The 17,569-nt window shown below is 72.9% G+C and carries 15 protein-coding genes; 6 read left to right on the top strand and 9 right to left on the bottom strand.

The window, feature by feature from the left end; translation table 11 throughout:
* Positions 1–12: 12 nt before the first annotated feature.
* Positions 13–3,279, top strand: a complete 3,267-nt coding sequence (locus EIY87_RS32725) for a glucodextranase DOMON-like domain-containing protein (RefSeq protein ID WP_125313777.1) — start codon at positions 13–15, stop codon at positions 3,277–3,279.
* A 152-nt stretch (positions 3,280–3,431) separates the two neighbouring features.
* On the opposite strand, the gene EIY87_RS32720 is transcribed toward EIY87_RS32725, so the two are convergent.
* A complete protein-coding gene (locus EIY87_RS32720; RefSeq protein ID WP_125313776.1) occupies positions 3,432–4,448 on the bottom strand; it encodes an aldo/keto reductase in 1,017 nt (338 codons plus the stop codon).
* A 177-nt stretch (positions 4,449–4,625) separates the two neighbouring features.
* Between EIY87_RS32720 and EIY87_RS32715 the strand changes: the two genes are divergently transcribed.
* The 3 genes from EIY87_RS32715 to EIY87_RS48595 are packed head-to-tail and all read left to right on the top strand — an operon-like array spanning position 4,626 to position 7,056.
* Positions 4,626–5,132 carry a YbaB/EbfC family nucleoid-associated protein gene (locus EIY87_RS32715; RefSeq protein ID WP_125314289.1) on the top strand — a complete coding sequence of 169 codons (507 nt, stop codon included), beginning with the start codon at positions 4,626–4,628 and terminating at the stop codon, positions 5,130–5,132.
* Complete coding sequence (locus EIY87_RS32710) at positions 5,129–5,443, top strand: hypothetical protein (protein WP_225440172.1); 315 nt, start codon at positions 5,129–5,131, stop codon at positions 5,441–5,443. Before EIY87_RS32715 ends, EIY87_RS32710 begins: the two co-directional genes overlap by 4 nt.
* Entirely contained in the window at positions 5,443–7,056 is a 1,614-nt protein-coding gene (locus EIY87_RS48595) for a WXG100 family type VII secretion target (protein WP_225440171.1), read from the top strand. The genes EIY87_RS32710 and EIY87_RS48595 overlap by 1 nt, the downstream gene beginning before the upstream one ends.
* Here EIY87_RS48595 and EIY87_RS32700 read toward each other — a convergent pair.
* The 7 genes from EIY87_RS32700 to EIY87_RS32670 all read right to left on the bottom strand — a co-directional run bounded on the left by EIY87_RS32700 (position 7,053) and on the right by EIY87_RS32670 (position 15,497).
* Positions 7,053–8,534, bottom strand: coding sequence for a helix-turn-helix domain-containing protein (locus tag EIY87_RS32700; protein ID WP_125313775.1), 1,482 nt, complete (start codon positions 8,532–8,534; stop codon positions 7,053–7,055). The genes EIY87_RS48595 and EIY87_RS32700 overlap by 4 nt on opposite strands.
* A gap of 118 nt (positions 8,535–8,652) precedes the next feature.
* Positions 8,653–9,720 (bottom strand): DUF917 domain-containing protein, encoded by a 1,068-nt coding sequence (locus EIY87_RS32695; RefSeq protein WP_125313774.1) that lies wholly within the window; start codon positions 9,718–9,720, stop codon positions 8,653–8,655.
* A gap of 21 nt (positions 9,721–9,741) precedes the next feature.
* Positions 9,742–10,452 (bottom strand): SDR family oxidoreductase, encoded by a 711-nt coding sequence (locus EIY87_RS32690; protein WP_125313773.1) that lies wholly within the window; start codon positions 10,450–10,452, stop codon positions 9,742–9,744.
* The gene (locus EIY87_RS32685) at positions 10,449–11,543 is read right to left on the bottom strand and encodes a DUF917 domain-containing protein (RefSeq protein ID WP_125313772.1); all 1,095 of its coding nucleotides are present in this window, start codon (positions 11,541–11,543) and stop codon (positions 10,449–10,451) included. Before EIY87_RS32685 ends, EIY87_RS32690 begins: the two co-directional genes overlap by 4 nt.
* Complete coding sequence (locus EIY87_RS32680) at positions 11,540–12,610, bottom strand: DUF917 domain-containing protein (protein ID WP_125313771.1); 1,071 nt, start codon at positions 12,608–12,610, stop codon at positions 11,540–11,542. The genes EIY87_RS32685 and EIY87_RS32680 overlap by 4 nt, the downstream gene beginning before the upstream one ends.
* On the bottom strand, positions 12,610–14,151 hold the full coding sequence (locus EIY87_RS32675; protein ID WP_125313770.1) for a hydantoinase/oxoprolinase N-terminal domain-containing protein: 1,542 nt from the start codon (positions 14,149–14,151) through the stop codon (positions 12,610–12,612). The genes EIY87_RS32680 and EIY87_RS32675 overlap by 1 nt, the downstream gene beginning before the upstream one ends.
* A gap of 20 nt (positions 14,152–14,171) precedes the next feature.
* Complete coding sequence (locus EIY87_RS32670; protein WP_125313769.1) at positions 14,172–15,497, bottom strand: purine-cytosine permease family protein; 1,326 nt, start codon at positions 15,495–15,497, stop codon at positions 14,172–14,174.
* Between the two features lie 159 nt (positions 15,498–15,656).
* Here EIY87_RS32670 and EIY87_RS32665 point away from each other — a divergent pair, with 159 nt between their 5' ends.
* Positions 15,657–16,274 (top strand): TetR/AcrR family transcriptional regulator, encoded by a 618-nt coding sequence (locus tag EIY87_RS32665; protein ID WP_125313768.1) that lies wholly within the window; start codon positions 15,657–15,659, stop codon positions 16,272–16,274.
* Between the two features lie 21 nt (positions 16,275–16,295).
* Complete coding sequence (locus tag EIY87_RS32660) at positions 16,296–17,126, top strand: alpha/beta fold hydrolase (RefSeq protein WP_125313767.1); 831 nt, start codon at positions 16,296–16,298, stop codon at positions 17,124–17,126.
* Positions 17,127–17,133: 7 nt separating this feature from the next.
* Here the strand turns inward: EIY87_RS32660 and EIY87_RS32655 are convergent, their stop codons facing one another.
* Positions 17,134–17,505 (bottom strand): DUF742 domain-containing protein, encoded by a 372-nt coding sequence (locus EIY87_RS32655; protein ID WP_125313766.1) that lies wholly within the window; start codon positions 17,503–17,505, stop codon positions 17,134–17,136.
* Positions 17,506–17,569: the final 64 nt, after the last annotated feature.

The raw sequence follows: 17,569 nt of genomic DNA, 5'->3' as shown, positions 1-17,569 counted from the left end.
TCGGATGGGCGGATGACTCGGTCGACGTGGTCCGTGGTGCTGAGCGCGGTGCTGGCCGCGCCCCTGCTGTCCGCCCCGGTGGCCTCGGCCGCCTCCGCGCCGGGGCCGGGTGCGGTGTCGCACTTCGGCCTGGCCCGCAAGGACTGCCTGGGCACCGCCCGGAACACGGCGAGCAAGGCGTGGTTCACGGTGGCGGGCGGTGTGCTGTCCGACGTCTACGCCCCGGTGATCGACAACACGAACGTCGAGTCGCTGCAGTTCGCCGTCACCGACGGGCGCAGCTTCACCGACCTGCAGGCGCGCGACATGACCTACACGGTCCGCACCAGCGCGGGCGGGATGGCCTGCGAGGTGACGTCGACCCCGCGCAGCGGCCGGTACCGGCTGGTCACCGAGTACCTGGCCGACCCGGCCCGGACCGGCGTCCTGATCCGGACGCGCCTCGAACCGCTGCGGGGCTCCGGCGACGACCTCAAGGTCTACGTCCGGTACGACGCCAGCATCAACGGCAACGGCGGGGGCGGCCCGGCCAACGGCGGCGGGGACACCGCCACCGTCGACGCGGCGACGAGCGCGCTGGTCAGCGCCGACGCGAACACCGCCTCCAGCGCCCCGGCCCGCGACTACGGCACGCCGCTGGCCGCCGCGCTGCGCGCCGACCGCCGGTTTCTGGCGACGTCCAGCGGGTTCGCCGGCACCGCGGGCGACGGGCTCGCGCAGCTGGACCGCGACCACCGGCTCACCGACCCGACGCCGTCGGCGGTGAACGGGAACGTGGTGCAGACCGCGCAGCTGGACCTGCGGCCGCACCGGCCCGCCGTGCTGGCGCTCGGGTTCGGCGCCGACGCGCGCGCCGCCGTCGCTGCTGCCGGGGCGAGCCTGCGCACGCCGTTCGACCAGAGCCTGCGCCAGTACGCGCGCGAGTGGCGCGACTACGACAACGGGCTGGTCCCGGTGCGCGGCAAGGACTCCGACGCGTACTTCCAGTCGGTCAACGTGCTGAAAGCCAGTGAGGACAAGACCTTCCCCGGCGCGGTGGTCGCGTCGCTCGGCAGCCCGTGGGGGCAGGCGGTCTCCGCGGGCGACGCGCCCGGCGGCAAGCCGGTGTACTTCGGGTCCTACCGCGAGATCTTCGCCCGCGACCTCTACGAAAGCTTCTCCGGCCTGCTCGCGGCCGGCGACCGCGAAACGGCGCGGGCGAGCGTGCGCTGGCTGTTCACCCGCCAGCAGCAGCCGGACGGCCGGTTCCCGCGCAACTCCCTGCTCAACGGCAAGAAGGCACCCGACTCCGGTGGTGACCAGCTCGACGAAAGCGCGTACCCGATCCTGATGGCGCTGCAAGCCGGGCTCGACCGCGACCGCACGCTCTACACCGACCACATCCGCGCGGCCGCGGACTTCGTCGTCGCGCACGGGCCGGCGTTCGGTTCGGAGCGCTGGGAAGAACAGGGCGGCTACTCCCCCTCGACCATCGCCGCCGAGATCGCCGGGCTGGTCGCCGCGGGCGTGATCGCCGACCGCAACGGCGACCCGGCGCGCGCGAACGTCTACCGGGCCACCGCGGACCACTTCCAGCGCAGCATCAAGGGCTGGACGGTCACGTCGAACGGCCCGTACGGCGGCCGGTACTTCCTGCGGCTGACCAAGAACGGCGATCCGGACTCCGAGTGGATCTACAACCTCGGCAACGGTTCGGTCGACGCCGACCAGCGCGCGGTCGTCGACGCCGGGTTCCTCGAGCTGCCGCGCCTGGGCGTGCTGCCCGCGAACGACCCGGACGTCGCCGCGTCGCTCGCCGTCGTGGACCGCGTGATCAAGAAGGACACCCCCGCCGGGCCGGGCTGGTACCGCTACGGCACGTCGGCGGCGGGCAGCGAGGACGGCTACGGCGACTGCTACGAACCGGACCCGACGAACTGCGGCCCGACCGGGGCGCCGTGGCCCTCGACGAACACCGGGTCCGGGCACCTGTGGCCGGTGCTGGCCGGCGAACGCGGCGAGCACGCCGTGCAGACGGGAGACCGGGCCGGCGCGGCGGCGCTGCTGGGCGCGATGCGGGCGCAGACCGGCGGCACCGGGCTGATCCCCGAGCAGATCTGGGAGAACCCGGCGCTGCCCGCGTCCCCGTACGGCACGGACCCGCGGACCGCGTCGATCGGCTTCACCCCGGGCCAGTCGGTGGGTTCGGTGGCGCCCTTGAGCTGGGCGCAGTCGCAGTCGGTGCGGCTGGCCCGCGCGCTCGACGACGGGCGGCTGCCCGAGCAGCCCGCCGAGGTCCGCGCCCGGTACGTCACGCACGCGCCGCCCGCGGCACTGGCGGTGACGCTCGACGCGCCTGCGTCCGTGTCGACCGCGACCGCCGAGGTCACCGGCACCGCGCCGGCCGGCAGCCGGGTCGACCTCGCGGTGTCGGCCACCGACGCCGGGACGACATCGGTGGTGACGGTCCGGGCGTCGGCGGCCGGGACGTTCGCCGCGACCGTGCCGACCCCGCTCGGCGCGAACGTCGTCACGGCGGCCGCGACCGGCGCGGGCACCGGGTACGCGCAGAAGACGATCAGCTCCGACTTCGTCACCGGCACGGTCCTGCTCGACACCGCCGACCCGGACGGCGACGACAACGGCCCGGGCACGTACACCTACCCGACGGCGGGCGACTTCCACGCCGGCGCGTTCGACCTGCAGCGCTTCCAGGTCATCGACTCGGGCGCGAACCTGGTGTTCCGCGCCCAGCTCCGCGACCTGTCCCCGACGTTCGGCTCCCCGCTGGGCGCGCAGCTGCTGACGATCTACGCGCACGACCCGGCCGCGACGGCGACGTCGACCGCGCCGCCGTTCCCGAGCCGGGCGTACACGATCGCGCCGCAGGACGCGTGGAGCCGCCGCATCGAGGTCCAGGGCTTCGCCGAACCGGCGCTCGTCGACGCTTCGGGCGCTTCGCTCGCTTCGCCGTCTGTGCAGGCTTCGCAGGCGACGCGGTACATCACGGTGAGCGTGGCGAAGTCCGCGTTCGGGACGCCGTCGGCCGGGTGGACGTTCGCGGTGGTCCTCACCGGCCAGGACGGCAACTCCCCGGACCAGGCGCGCCCGTTCACGCCGACGGCCGGGCAGTACACGTTCGGCCTGTGCGCACCGGGCGCGACGTCCCCGGTGTGCGCGGTGGACCCGGCCACGGCCCCGAAGGCGTTCGACGTGCTGACGCCGTCCGGGGTCGAGCAGGCGGCCGAGCTGGACCCGACCCGCGGCCCGGTCGCCATCCGAGGGGTCCCGGTCGGCTGAGGTCCGATGTGGACCGGCCCCGGGTCGGCCCGCGATGTCATGAAAGGGTCGTTCACCTCGCCAGACGACATGAACGACCCTTTCACGACATCCCCGCCCAGGGCTCCGGCGAAGTCGCCGGCCCTGCGGACCCGGCACCATCCACAGTGGACTCAGTGCGGCAGGCCGGCGTTGAGCCGCGCCAGGATGCCGTGCGGGAAGGGCAGTTCCGGCGCGCTCACCTCGGTCAGCCGGTCGAGCTGGGCGCCGGTCACCTCGAGCGTCAGCGCGCCCAGGGTTTCGGCCAGCTGCTCGGGTGACCGCGCGCCGATCAGCGGGGCGGGCATCGCCGGGCGGCGCGTCACCCAGTGCAGCGCCACCTGGGCCGGGGTCGCGCCGACCTCGGCCGCGACGTCGCGGACCGCGTCCAGCACCGCCCAGCGGTTCCCGGGCGAGGCGCGGAGACCGGCGTCGCCCGGGGCGGCGAGCCGGCCGGTGCCCCCGCCGTCGCGGGTGTACTTGCCGGTGAGGAAGCCGCCGCCGATCGCGCCCCACGGCTGGATCGCGATGCCGAACTCCCGCGCCAGCGGCACGAACTCGGCCTCGATCGCGCGCTCGATCAGGGAGTACTCCAGCTGCAGCGCCGTCACCGGCGGCCCGCCGAGCATCGCGGCCTTCGTCGCGTACCACGCCGGGACGTCGCTGAGGCCGGCCGCGCGGATCTTGCCGGCCCGCACGAGGTCGTCGAACGCCGCCACGACCTCCTCCGCCGGGGTGAAGCCGTCCCAGATGTGCAGCCAGTACAGGTCGACGTGGTCGACGCCGAGCCGGCGCAGCGACGCTTCCAGCGAGGCGACCATGTTCTTGCGGCCGTTGCTGCGGCGGCGGGGATCGGAGTGCGGCCTGCCGTCGCGGAACCCGGGCCCGGAGTACTTGGTCGCGAGCACGACGTCGTCGCGCTCGACGTCGCGGAGGAACTCGCCGACCAGCTCCTCGCTGCGCCCGGCGCTGTAGTTGTCGGCGGTGTCGACGAAGTTGCCGCCGCGCTCGGTGTAGGCGCGGAAGACCTTGCGGGCGGTGTCGTCGTCGGCGCACAGGGGGCCGGTACCGAAGGTCATCGCGCCGAGCGCGAGCGGCGAAACGCGCAGCCCGGAACGGCCCAGCGGCCGGTAGTCGTCCAGTTCGGTCATGACTCGATCGTGCAACCCGGAGCGCGGTCCGGGTCAACCCGATCGGGGGGCATTCGCGGGCAACTTCGGGGAGTCATCCAGGCATATGTCCGGCAAGCACCGGATGAACGTCCGGGGTGCGCTAGCCTGGCCGGATCACGGGCGCCGGCCCGATCCCCGTCTCGAGGAGGCGAATTCGTGCAACCGAACTTGGGGCCAGGTGAAGACTTCCAGCTGCTGCTCGAACGGCAGGTCCGGGAAATGCAGTCGAAGGCCGCGGCGCTGAACGAAGCGATTTCCGCCGCCGGGGCCACGGTCCGCACCCGCGACGGCGCGGTCACCGTGACCCTCGCCCCGAACGGCGCGCTGACGAACCTCGAGCTCGGGCACCGCGCGTGCGAACTGGGCCCGGCGCGGCTGACCAAGGCGATCATGGGCGCGGTGCGCGACGCCCAGCGCCAGACCGCCCGCGCCGTCGCCGACTCCTTCGCGACCATCAACGGCGACGGCGAGTCGACCGACATGGTCCGGTCCTTCCTGCCGCCGGACCCGCCACCGGACGGCGACTTCGCGGCACCCGAGAGCGCGGCCGAACCGGAGCGGACCCCGCCGCCCGCACCGCCGCGCCCGCCGGCGCCGCCGTCCGCACCGCGTCGCCGTCCCCCGGCCGACGACCACCTCGACGACGAATCGAACCCCTGGTGAGCGGCGGCGGCTTCAAGGTCTCTTCGGAGCCCCTGGCCACCTTCGGCAAGCACCTCGACGAGCTGCAGAGCAACCTCAAGAGCACGTCCGACCTGGTCGGCGGCATGGTCTGCGACCCGGGCATGTTCGGCATCAACCCGGCGTGCCAGCTGATGGCCGCGGGCGCGAGCGCCTGGACGGACAAGGCGCGGCACCAGTTCGACGCCTACTCGAAGACCATCGGCGAGTTCGCCGACAAGGTCACCGAGGCCGCGAAGCGCTACCAGTCGGGTGAAGAGGACGCCGTGAACTCGATCGTGAGGTTCGACTAGTGGGCGACGACTACCAGAGCAAGGACGTCAGCCTCCACGGCTCGGAACTGTTCAACAGCGACAACGCATCGGCCGGCGCGGGCTTCTTCGAGGCGGCGATCGGCCTCGACAAGGCCGTCAAGGAGAACGACAAGGTCGCGATCGGCATCGGCTCGGCGGGCATGGCGCTGGAGACGATCGGCCTCGTGCTCGACCCGATCGGCAGCCTGCTCACGGCGGGGATCGGCTGGCTCATCGAGCACATCACGATCCTGCGCTGGCCGCTGGACATCCTGATGGGCGACCCGATCGGCATCGCGGCGGCCAGTGAAGCGCTTTCCGCGGAGAAGAAGAAGCTCGAGGAGTGGTCGGCGCAGCACCAGCAGGCGCTCGACACACTGCTGAAGGAGTGGAGCGGCAACGCCGCGGACCAGTTCAAGAAGGACATGGACGCGGTCACCGAGCAGCTGGGTTCCCTCGGCTGGTACCTCGACCAGGCCGGCAAGAACATGAAGATCGCGGGCGGCATCGTCGGCGCCTTCCGCGGCATCCTGCGCGACCTGATCGCGATGCTCCTCGCGACGATCATCAAGGGCGCCCTGATCGCGGCGGCCCTCGCCCCGGTGACGTTCGGCGCGTCGATCGCCATCTTCATCGGCACGACCATCGGCACGGTGGCCACGGCCCTCGGCAAGATCGGCGCGAAGCTCGCCCAGCTGGCGAAGAAGCTCGGCGACCTGCTGCAGGCCCTGACGAAGATGGGCAAGGCAGGCGACGACCTGGCGGCGGTCAAACCCCCGTCGAGCAGCCTCACGCCGACGCCCACCCCGAAACCGGACGCGACTCCGGCCCCGAAGCCGGACCCCAAGCCGACTTCGGCGACGCCGGAACCGAAACCCGAGCCGAAGCCGGACCCCAAACCCGACACCACCCCGTCCTCGGCCACGCCCGAGCCGAAGCCCGAGCCCAAGCCGGAGCCCGCGCCCTCCTCATCCTCGGCGACGCCCGAACCCAAGCCCGACACCACCCCGTCCTCCGCGACGCCGGAACCGAAACCCGAACCCAAACCCGACACCACTCCGGAACCGAAACCGGACCCCAAGCCCGAACCCGCGCCGTCCTCATCCTCGGCGACGCCCGAACCGAAACCCGAACCCAAGCCGGACCCCAAGCCCGAGCCCAAGCCGGAGCCCGCGCCCTCCTCATCCTCGGCGACGCCCGAGCCCAAGCCCGAGCCGAAACCGGACCCCAAGCCCGAGCCCGCGCCCTCCTCGTCCTCGGCCACCCCGGAGCCCAAGCCGGACCCGAAACCGGACCCCACCCCGGCCCCCGATCCCAAGCCGCACAAGCCCTTCACCGATCAGATGACCGACGTCATCAAGAACAAACTGTCCCAAGTGGACGGCGTAACCCCCGAGATCATGCAGAAGTTCGACAAGATCTCCAACTTCTCCGTGCACGAACTGGGCAAGCTCTTCGGCAAGGAAGGCGCCGAAAGGTTCGAGTCGGCCATCAAGGTCATGACCGACCCGTGGTTCGGCAAGTCGGGCCTGGCGGGCAAGACCGTCGTCGACATGATCAAGGGCGTGCCCGCCAGCATCGGCAACGTCACCGGCGGCGGGGACGACGACTAGTCCAGCGTCACCGCCCGGGACGCGAGGTGCAGGGCCAGCCGCTCGTCCGGGCGGGACAGGTCCACGCCGAGCAGCTGCGAAATCCGCGCCACCCGCGCGGCCACGGTGTTGCGGTGCACGCCCAGCACCGTGGCCGTCTCGGCGAGGGACGACTCCGCGTCCAGGTACGCCGCCAGGGTGCGGACCAGGTCGCCCGGGGCGTCCAGCAGCGGGGCGATCAGTGCCCGCGCGGCCGGCTCGAACGTGTCCGTGCGGGTCCACTCGAGCAGCAGCTGGGCCATGCCGAGCTGGTCGACGTGCAGGAAGTGCCCGGTTTCCGGCCGAGTCGCGGCGAGCCGGGCCGCGTCGCGGGCTTCCGCGACCGTCGCCGCGAGGCCTTCCGGGCGCGCGTGCGGCCGGCCGACGCCCATGTGCGCGCCCAGGTGGAGCGTCCGGTGCGCCGCCTGCAGCCGGGTCGCCAGCGACCGGACGCGGGCCGCGGTCGGCTCGTGGTCGAAGGTGACCCAGCCGGTCCAGCCGTCGCCGTGCTCCACGACCACCGCCTCGACGTCCTCCGCCCGCAGCGCGCGCACCACGTCCTGGGTGCGGGCCACGGTGTCGACCGCCGCGGGGACGCCGATGTGCAGCCCGACGTGCCAGCCGCCGAGCCGCCAGCCGGCGTCCGCGACCCGGCGGCGCAGGTCCGCGCCGGGCTCGGTGTCCAGGCGCAGCAGGTCGCCGAGCAACGCCGTGCGCGACCGCGCGTCCCGCTCCAGCTCCAGCCGGTTGGCCAGCAGCCAGCGCTGGAGCGCGCCGGCGGCCACCGCGAGCGCGGGCGGGACGACGTCGGCGCGGGCGGCTTCGGTCCCCCGCAGCTCGGCCGCCAGCCACAGCGCCGGGCGCTGCAGCAGCACCGGATGGGCCACCAGCACGCCGTCGTCGAGGTCGGTGCGCTGCGGGACCGGCTCGTCGAGCCGGACGCGCCCGGTGACTTCGCCTGCCAGCGGCGCGCCGCGGTCGTCCAGCACGGCGACCGGGGACCGCAGCAGCCGCCGCAGCACCGCGACGACCTCCTCCGGCGGGCGCAGCCGGTCGCCGAGCGCGCGGTGGGTGGCCAGCAGCAGCTCGGCGCGGTCCAGTTCGGGTGCCGCGAGCAGCAGCCGGGCCTCGACGAGCAGGTCCAGCGGCGACGCGCCGGTGCCCAGCAGCGGCACGGCCAGGCGGTCGGCGAGCAGGCGCGACGCGGTGAGCGGCGCGGCGCCGGGCAGCAGCACCGCGGCAGCCCCGGCGTCGGCGCACCGGCGCAGCAGGGCGTCGATCCGCCAGTCGGTCCCGGCGACCGGCCGGACGACGACGGTCAGCTCGCCGGCCACCGGCGTCCGCGAAGCGTCCAAAGTGGCCTGAACCGTCGCGAGTGGACGGTCGAGCCCGGCCGCGCCGGCGACCACCCGGACGTGCTCCGCCCAGCCCGGCAACGCGAGCACCCGCCGCAGGCTCACGGGAGCCCCCTCCCGCCATGCGCCCCAATGTGGCGTTCGGTGCGCTGGACGCACCGAACGCCACATTGGGTGCGCTGGACGCAACCAACGCCACATTGGGGCGCTGGGGGCCGCGCGGTCACGGGAGTCCCACCGGGTCGGAGTCGATGCCGTACGCGCGGGGGCGGACCACCGGCAGCCAGCGCGGGTCGGTCCAGAACGGCGCCGCCGCCAGGCGGACCACGTCGACCTCCACGCCCGCGCGGATCGCGTCGCACGGCACCGGGACGCCGGTGCAGTGGTCGAGCACCGACAGCACGTCCGGGGTGGACGCCACCGGCGCGCCGTCGCGCAAAGCCAGCAGGTATTCGTTCTCCATTTCCAGTCGCAGCAGGGCGCCGTCGCGGTGGTCGGCGAGCGTGACGCTGCCGCGGCCGAAGCCCGGGCTGCCGTGCTGGCCCGGCCCGACGTGCCGGGCGACTTCGAGGACCCGGCCGCGGCCCAGCACCGAGCCGTCCAGCGCCGCCTCGAGCGCCGCGCGCGCCGGGCTCTCCCCCGCCGCCAGCACGCGGCGGCCGAGGGCCAGCGCACCGCTCGTCGTGCCCGGCACCGCGCACCCGGCCAGTTCCCCGGCCGGGATGGGCGCGAGGGCGAACGCCGCCCAGCCGCCGGAACCGGCCAGGAACGCGCGGGTCCCCCGCTCGATGACGGCGTCGGACCCGGCCGCCAGCACCACCACCTGACCGCCGGGTTCGGCCAGCGCGGCCGGCGCGATCCCGCGGCCCGTCGCCGCGACGGAGAACTGGTCGAGCCGGGGCAATCCGCGGCCCGAAAGGTCGGCGTCGACGTACCCCAGACCCAGTTGATCCGCCACGACCAGCGGCAGCCCGTTGAGGCCGCCGATCTCGATGGACATCAGCGCGTCGGCGCGCGCACCGGTCCACCGTTCGACGGCGGCCACCGCGGCCGCGAACTCGTCCCCGCCGGGCAGCTTCTCGGTGAACGCCGCCGTGGCGCCGACGACGCCGACCGGCACCACCCGGGCCGCCGGGGCCAGCTCCGCCACCGGGGAAACTTCGAGCGCGCCGCCGTCGGAGAGCAGCCGGCGCAGCAGCACGGCGGCGGTGACGGTGTCCCCGCCACCGCCGGACCCGAGCAGGGCCACCCCGCGTTCGAGGGCGGCCACGTCACCGGCCGTGATGCGCATGACTGACCACAGTAGACGAGCTCAGCGCAGCGCGTACCCGCCGTCGGGGTAGAGCGTCGACCCCGTGGTGTACGTGCTGCCGAACAGGTACAGCACCGCGTCGGCCACTTCGGACTCCTTGCCGACGCGGTGCAGCAGCGTGTCCCGCGAGTACTGGCCGAAGCTCGCCTCCCGCACGGCGGCGGGCCGCGCGGCCCACAGGTCGCCGTCGATGGTCCCCGGCGCTACGACGTTCACCCGGATCGGTGCCAGCTCGACCGCGAGCCCCCGGCCGAGCCCCTCGACAGCGGCGTTGCAAGCGACGTACGCGGGCGCGGCGCCCGGCGGACGAACGCTCGCCGCGCCGGACACCAGCACGATCGACGCGTCGGGCGCCAGCTTCGGGACCACGTGCTTGACGGCGTGGTACTGGCCCCAGAACTTCGTCACGAACGGGCTGGCCGCGTCGGAGTCGCTCAGCTCCCGCAGCGGCCCGACCGTGTAGGACGCGCCGGGCGTGAAGAGGTGGTCGACGCGGTCGAGGGCGCCGAAGAACGCTGCCAGGGAGTCCTGGTCGGTGGTGTCGACGACCTGCCAGGTCCCGCCGATCTCCCCGGCCGCCGCCGCCAGCTTCTCCGGCGTCCGCCCGCCGAGGTGGACCGAAGCCCCGGCCGCGGCGGCCCGCCGGGCCACCTCCCGCCCGATGCCTGAGCCACCGCCGATGATCACGACTTGCTTCCCGGCCAGGCTCATCCGATCTCCTCCACGGGCGCGAACGCGTGCGGCAGCCCGAACGCGGCCGGGCCGAAGGTGGCCAGCGCTTCCGGTGTCCGCATCAGCGGCGGGGTCGAGATGCCGACGACGGTGACGCGCTGGCCGTAGCGCAGGGTTTCGGTGGTGATCGGCTCGGCCGTGGCCGACTCGAGCACGCAGATCAGGTCCGGCACCAGGCACCGCACCACACCGTCCACAGTGGCCAGCAGGTTCTCGTTCTGGAACAGGATCTCCAGCTTGCTCGCCCCGTCGAAGGACACCGCCGCCGCCCGGCCGCGCGCGAAGCCGGCCTCGGTGCGACGCTCCACATCGGACACCTTGCCGCGGAACAGCACCCGCAGGTGCTGGTACGGCGTCGAGCGCAACGCCGAAGCCAGCCGGTCGACCGGGTCCTCGTTGCGCTCACGCGCTTCCCGGATCGTCCGGCCCACGGTCAGCGCCAGCGACAGCGTTTGCGACACGGCGGTCCGCTTCACGTCGGCGCCGCTCATCGCGTACTCGGCGATGTGCGCGACCCCGCCGAGCCGGATGGTGATCCCGCGGGCCAGCCACTCCATCCGCTTGTTGTCCGCGCCGGTGTCGATCACGGTCGTCTCGCCGCGTTCGCCACCGATCGCCATCGGCGAGCCCGGGATACCGTATACCCCGAACGTCTCCATCTGCAGCTCCGGGAACGCCCGGCCCATGCCGTCGGCGTCCACCACCGGCAGCCCGAGCCGGGCGCCGACGATCAGCGGGATCATCGAGTTGATGCCCCCGCACTCGATCGGCATGGTCGCGTCCGCGCGCTTCCCGAGGTGCTTCTCCAGCGTTCGCAAGGCCAGCACGGGCTCGGCGCCGTTGGGCAGCTTCTCGTGCACCACGGTCGGCGCGCCCATCTGCGCGGTCGGGATCACCAGGGCGTCGTCGGCCACTTCGGCCGGGTCGAGGACTGTGATCGGCCCGTGCGCCCGGATGGCTTCGCGCACGAGCAGGCGCCCGACGTACGGGTCGCCGCCCCCGCCGGTGCCGAGCACGGCGGCGCCGCGGGCGAGGTCGGGCAGGTCGTCCTCGGTCAGGGTCCAGCTCACCCGGCCACCCCGATCGGGTCGATGTCGTAGCCGAAGTACCGCGGTCCGGCCAGCGCGATGCCCTCCGGCGTGTGCCAGCGCGGGTCGGCGGGCGCGGCGAGCACCGTGACGCGCTGGCCGTACCGCAGGCCTTCGGTCGTCACAGCCTCGCCGGACTCGCGCTCCAGCGTGCAGATCAGGTCGGGCACCGACGCCTGGACGACGCCGTCGCGCTCGGCCACCAGGTGCTCGTTCTGGAAGCGCAGCACCAGTTCCGCGCCGCTGTCGCCGTCCATTCCGGACAGTTTCGCTTCCCCGCGGGCGAACCCGGTGACCGTCCGGCGCGCGACGTCGACGACCTTGCCGCTGAACAGCCGCCGGCCGCCCAGCCGCTCGATGACGCGGGATACCGGATCCACATGCGCCTCACGTGCCGCGCGCACCAGCGCACCCAGCTCGGCGCACAGGCTGAGCGTGCCCGGCACCAGCGACTCCCGCGCCTGCCCGCCGGACATCGCGTAGTTGCTGATCATCGCCGAGCAGCCCATGTCGATCGTCGCCGACCGGGCCAGACGCTCCGCCCAGCGGTTGTCGACTGTATCCAATACTCCGCGGTTGCCCTTTTCGTCGGCAATGGACATCGGAGTGGCGCGGATTCCATACAGTGTGGGAAGTACCATCTGCAGCTCGGGGAACGCGCGGCCCATGCCGTCGGCGTCGACCAGCGGCAGGCCGAGCTGCGCGGCCGCGACGACCGGGATGAGCGAGTTGACGCCGCCGGCTTCGGCGCACGCGATGTGCGTCAGCTCCTTGCCGAGGTAACCGGCGAGCGTGCGGGCGGCGAGGCCCACCTGCTCGGCCGAGGGCAGCTTCTCGATCATCACCGTCGGCGCGCCCATCATGGCGACCGGCAGCACGACGGCGTCGTCCGGCACGTCCGCCAGCGGCACCAGCGGCACCGGGCCGTGCGAGCGCACCGCCGAGGACGCCAGCAGCCGCCCGATGTACGGGTCGCCACCGCCCCCGGTGCCGAGGATGGCGGCACCGCGGGCGATGTCGTCGAGGTCGTGTTCGGTGATCTCGCGCATCACGCCCCCAGCTGCAGGTCGCCGACGGCCTTGACGCGGATGCGCGTGGCGTTGCCGGGCAGGTACGGGATGGGCACCTCGTCGAAGTCGACGATGCCGACCGACGCGGGCGACGCGCCGGCGGCGACCGCGCGGTCGACGGCCTCCTGCTTCGCCTCGTCGACGACGGCTTCACGGCGGCCGGGCTCGATCACGTAGACGCGGTCGACCTCGCCGCCGATCTGCGCGATGGCCGCGCCGATCGCGTTGGCCACCGCGTAGTTCTCCGGCCGGTGCACCTCGCCGCACCCGGCCAGCTCGTCCGGCAGCAGCACCGAGCCACCGCCGACCGCCACCACCGGTAGCGGCTCGGCCGAGGTCCGCATCCGTTCGACCACATCGGACACGTCCGCGGCGATGCGATCGAGCGCCGCCCGGACCAGACCCTTGTCCAACTGCGACACCAGCGACGGGTCGCCGATCTCCGCGCGCCCCGCGGCGACCGCGATGTCGGTCGCCGTCAAAGTGTCGCCGCCGAACACGAGGGCCTTAGACGTCAGCTCGTAGCCGACCGAATCCGGGCCCACGGTGACATTCCCCCGTACCCGGCTGCCGCCGCCGATGCCGATCGACAGCACGTCCGGCATCCGGAAGTTGGTGCGGATCCCGGCCACGCTGACGTCCGTGGTCGCCTCGCGGGGAAACCCTTGCCGCAGCACGCCGACGTCCGAAGTGGTGCCGCCGACGTCGACCACCGCGCAGGTGTCCAAACCGGACAGCACGGCCGCGCCGCGCATCGAGTTCGTCGGCCCGGACGCGAACGTCGCCACCGGGTAGCGGCGGGCGAAGTCGACGTCCATCAGCGTGCCGTCGTTCTGGCTCAGGTAGAGCGGCGCGGTGATGCCCGCGCCGGTGACCGACGCGGACAGCCCGTCGACGATGTGCGCGGCCAGCTCGCGCAGCGCCGCGTTGATCACCGTCGCGTTTTCCCGCTCCAGCAAGCCGATCCGGCCGATCTCGTGGGACAGCGAGATCGCGACGTCCGGCAGCTGCGCGCCGATGATCTCGGCCGCGCGGGCCTCGAACTCGGCGTTGACCGGGGAGAAGACCGAGGTGATCGCGACGCTGCGCACCCCGGCCGCTCCCATGTCGTCGGCGGCCTTGCGCAGCTCGCTCTCGTCGAGCTCCGCGATGTGCCGCCCGTCGAACTCGTGCCCACCGTGGACGAGGTAGCTGCGCCCCGACACCGCGTCGACGAGCCGCTGCGGCCAGTCGACCATCGGCGGCAGCGACGCCCCGGCCGGCAGGCTCAGCCGCACGGCCGCGGTCGGCGCGAGCCGGTGGGCCTCGACGAGGGCGTTGATGAAGTGCGTGGTGCCGATCATCACCGCCCGCACCGCCGCCGGGTCGAACGCGCGTTGCCGTTGCAGGCCGTCGATCGCGGCGACGATGCCCGAGGTGACGTCCGCGGTCGTGCTGGTCTTGACCGAGGCGAGCACCTGACGGCCGTCGAGCAGGACAGCGTCGGTGTTGGTGCCGCCGACGTCGATGCCGATGCGCACGAATCTTTCTCCTTTGTGGACTAGACGGCGGGAGCGGGCTCGGCGTCGGCGGTCCGGCTGCTGCCGATCCCCCGCACGAGCCCGAGCTTCCCGGCGACGACGTACAGGACGAAGGCCACGACGAGCGAGTTGATGCTCGGCAGGCCCCAGTCGACGAATTCCCCGAACAGCGCGGCGGCGATCCAGACGACGAGGGTGGCGGGCACCCACACCGGCGCGTCCTCGGGCACGGTTCCCCGCGCCCGCGCGGCTTCCAGGTCCCCGCGCCACTTCTTCACCACGAAGTACTCGGCGACCATGATCCCGGCGATCGGCGGGAACGCGACGCCGAGCACGGTGAGGAAGTCGGTGAACTTGGCCAGGATCCCGGCCGCGGCGAGCAGGCTGCCCGCGACGCCGAGGATCGCCGTCACCAGGCCGCGGTGGGCCTTGCGCCCGGACACCGTGCCGATGAAGTTCACGACGCCCAGGCCCGACGAGTACAGGTTCCAGTCGTTGATCTTCATCGTGCCGGCGATGACGATGAGCAGGCCGACCCAGCCGACCGACGACGTCACGATGGTGGTGATGCCGGCGCTGCCGACGGCGTGCGCGAGCAGGACGCCGGACAGGCCGATGACGTACTCGCCGAGGGTGACCCCGACGAGCGTCTGCTTGACGACGTCGCCGGTGGTGCGGTTGAAGCGGGTCATGTCCGGGGTGATCACGGCGCCGACGATGAAGCCGCCCGCGACCAGCGTGGTGCCCTGCAGCAGGCTCAGCGCCGGGCCGGGCGGGGCCGAGGACACGAGCGTGCCGAGGTCGTGGCGGGTCAGCTCGGAGATCACCGACCAGCCGACCAGGACCAGGAACGCCGGCACGGTCAGGTACGCCGTCCAGGCCATGGAGTGGAAGCCGCGGACGACGATCGCGGTGACGAGCAGGCCGAACAGCAGCGCCCAGCCCCACTCCGGCAGGCCGCCGATGAGCGCGACGAGCCCCTGCGCGGATACTGCCGACTGGATACCGAACCAGCCGATGAGGCTGATCCCGATGGCGAGCCCGATGAGCGCCGAGCCACCGCGGCCGAAGCCGGTCCAGCGGGCGATCATGGACGTCGAGAGGCCCTCGCGGACGCCGATGACGCCGACGAGGATGGTGATGAGCTCCAGGATGACCGAGCCGAGCGTGAACGCCAGTACCGCGTTCCAGAAGCTCATCCCGAAGCCGACGGTGGCTCCGAGCAGGAACTGGGACAGGGCGGACACCTGGCCGAACCGCTGGACGGCGACCGACCACCACGAGTACCGGGCGTGGTCCGGCACTCTGGTGAGGGCATAGTCATCGACACCGACTGTTGAGGCCACGCCGACCTCCTATCCGGGAAGGGAAACGGTTCCCCGCACCGTAAGCAGCGGTCCCGGCGACGTCACCGTGCGATGTGCACAGTCCGGACGTCCGAGCTGTGCACTCAGGCCAGTCCGTCGGCTTCGGTAAGCGTGGCTCCCCGTGCCAAGCTGTGCCGCATGGAGAACGCTACCGGCTACCGGCGGTCGGCAGGCTCGGCCCGCGGCGAGGCCCGGCGGCGCGAGCTGCTGGCGAAAGTGACCGACGACGTCGCCGAAAACGGCCTGGTGGACTTCTCGCTGCGCCGTGCCGCACGGGCCGCCGGGACGACCCACAAGGTGCTGCTCTACCACTTCGAAAGCGCCGAAGACCTGCTCCGCCAGGCGGTCTTCGCGTTGCGCGAGCGGCGGATCGGCAACGCGCTGGCCGCGATCGCCGCCGAACCGGCGACGCTGAGCGACCGCGTCCGGGCCGCCTGGGTGAGCCTGCGCGACGAGGAAACGCAGCTGCGGCGCGTGCTCGACCAGGCGATGGGCCTGGCGATGTACGACCCGGGCCGGTACGCCGCACTCGGCCGTGGCGCATCCGAGCAGTACCTCCCGACGCTGATCTCGTTCTGCCCGGCAGGCTGGCCGGAGCGGCGCAAGCACGAGGTCGCGTCGATGATCCTCGCGACCCTGCGCGGGTTCCTCGTCGACCTGCTGACCAGCGCGGACGGCGCCGGCGCTGCCGCCGGGTTCGAGGCGCTGCTGCGCGCGGTCGAACGGGAGGAAGCGGCACCCCTCGACACTTTGTGAACCACGTGGTTCACTTCCGGCATGCAGATCGAACTGACCGCGGGCACCGTCGAGTACACCGACACGGGCGGGCCGGGCCCGGTGGTGGTGTTCGTCCACGGCCTGCTGATGGACGGCTCGCTGTGGGACGGCCCGGTCGCTTCGCTGACCGGCCACCGGTGCGTGGTCCCGACGCTGCCGCTGGGCGCGCACCGGAAGCCGATGCGGCCTGGCGCCGACCTGTCGCCGGCCGGGATCGCCCGGCTGCTGACGGAGTTCCTCGAGCGCCTCGACCTGCGCGAGGTGACCCTGGTCGGCGTCGACACCGGCGGTGCGCTGGTGCAGTTCCTCATGGCCGACGGCGTTTCGCGCGTCAGCCGCGTGGTGCTGGCTTCATGCGACGCGTTCGACAACTTCCCGCCGGGACTGACCGGGAAGACGTTGTTCCTGACCGGAAAGCTGTCGCCGGGGCTCTTCGGGTTGTTCATGCAGCAGCTGCGGCTGCGCTTGGTGCGGCGGCTTCCGATCGCGTTCGGGTGGTTGACCAAACGGGGTGACGACGTTGCGGCGCGCTGGATCCGGCCGTTGCTCGGCGACGCGGACATCCGCCGCGACGCGGTTCGGCTCCTGCGGGCGTTCGCGGCCGAGCCGGGAATCCTGCGGGAGGTGGCCGAGCGGCTGCCGGCGTTCGACCGGCCGGCACTGGTGGTGTGGGCCCGCGAGGACCGCGTGATGCCGCCGGAGCACGGCGAACGGCTGGCCTCGTTGCTGCCCAAGGGAAAACTGGTGCTGGTCGACGACAGCTACACGCTGCTGCCGCTCGATCAGCCCGAGGAGTTCGCCCGGCTGGTCCGCGAGACCACCACGGCGTGAAAGCGCTTCAGATGCGGCTCAGACCGTGGAGGATGCGCTCCATCAGCTCGAGGCTCGGCCGGTTGCCCGATCCCTTGGTGCGGGCGGTGTGCACGGCGATGATGCCCCGGTCCGCCAGGTCCGACAGCAGGACCCGCGCCACCCCCAGCGGGATCCGGCGCCGCGCGGCGACCTCCGCGACCGACTGCGACGTCCGGAGCAGAGCGCAGATCTCGGTTTCCTCCTGCGTGCTCCCCCGGACCACCGCCCGCCCCCGCTGCGTGATCGAGACGAGCGTCTCGACCGGCAGGTCCCGGGTCGGGCGGGTGCGGCCATGGGTGCGGAAGTACGGACGGACCATCCCCGCTCCGCCTTCTTCGAGCACGGACCCCCAGTGCACAGCCAGCTCCTCACGGCGATTAATCCTTGTCGGCGATTATTTGACCTAATGATCGAGTAGGCCG

It is taken from the genome of Amycolatopsis eburnea, assembly GCF_003937945.1.
Taxonomy (GTDB): domain Bacteria; phylum Actinomycetota; class Actinomycetes; order Mycobacteriales; family Pseudonocardiaceae; genus Amycolatopsis; species Amycolatopsis eburnea.
Note: the sequence above shows the minus strand (reverse complement) of the source record. Positions and strands in the feature narration are given on the sequence as shown.

What these genes read in the sequence shown, in the direction of transcription:
- EIY87_RS32720 (WP_125313776.1), bottom strand. Translation starts at nt 4,448, where the DNA reads ATGACCGAACTGGACGACTACCGGCCGCTGGGCCGTTCCGGGCTGCGC.
- EIY87_RS32665 (WP_125313768.1), top strand. Translation starts at nt 15,657, where the DNA reads ATGGAGAACGCTACCGGCTACCGGCGGTCGGCAGGCTCGGCCCGCGGC.
- EIY87_RS32690 (WP_125313773.1), bottom strand. Translation starts at nt 10,452, where the DNA reads ATGAGCCTGGCCGGGAAGCAAGTCGTGATCATCGGCGGTGGCTCAGGC.
- EIY87_RS32680 (WP_125313771.1), bottom strand. Translation starts at nt 12,610, where the DNA reads ATGCGCGAGATCACCGAACACGACCTCGACGACATCGCCCGCGGTGCC.
- EIY87_RS32725 (WP_125313777.1), top strand. Translation starts at nt 13, where the DNA reads ATGACTCGGTCGACGTGGTCCGTGGTGCTGAGCGCGGTGCTGGCCGCG.
- EIY87_RS32695 (WP_125313774.1), bottom strand. Translation starts at nt 9,720, where the DNA reads ATGCGCATCACGGCCGGTGACGTGGCCGCCCTCGAACGCGGGGTGGCC.
- EIY87_RS32660 (WP_125313767.1), top strand. Translation starts at nt 16,296, where the DNA reads ATGCAGATCGAACTGACCGCGGGCACCGTCGAGTACACCGACACGGGC.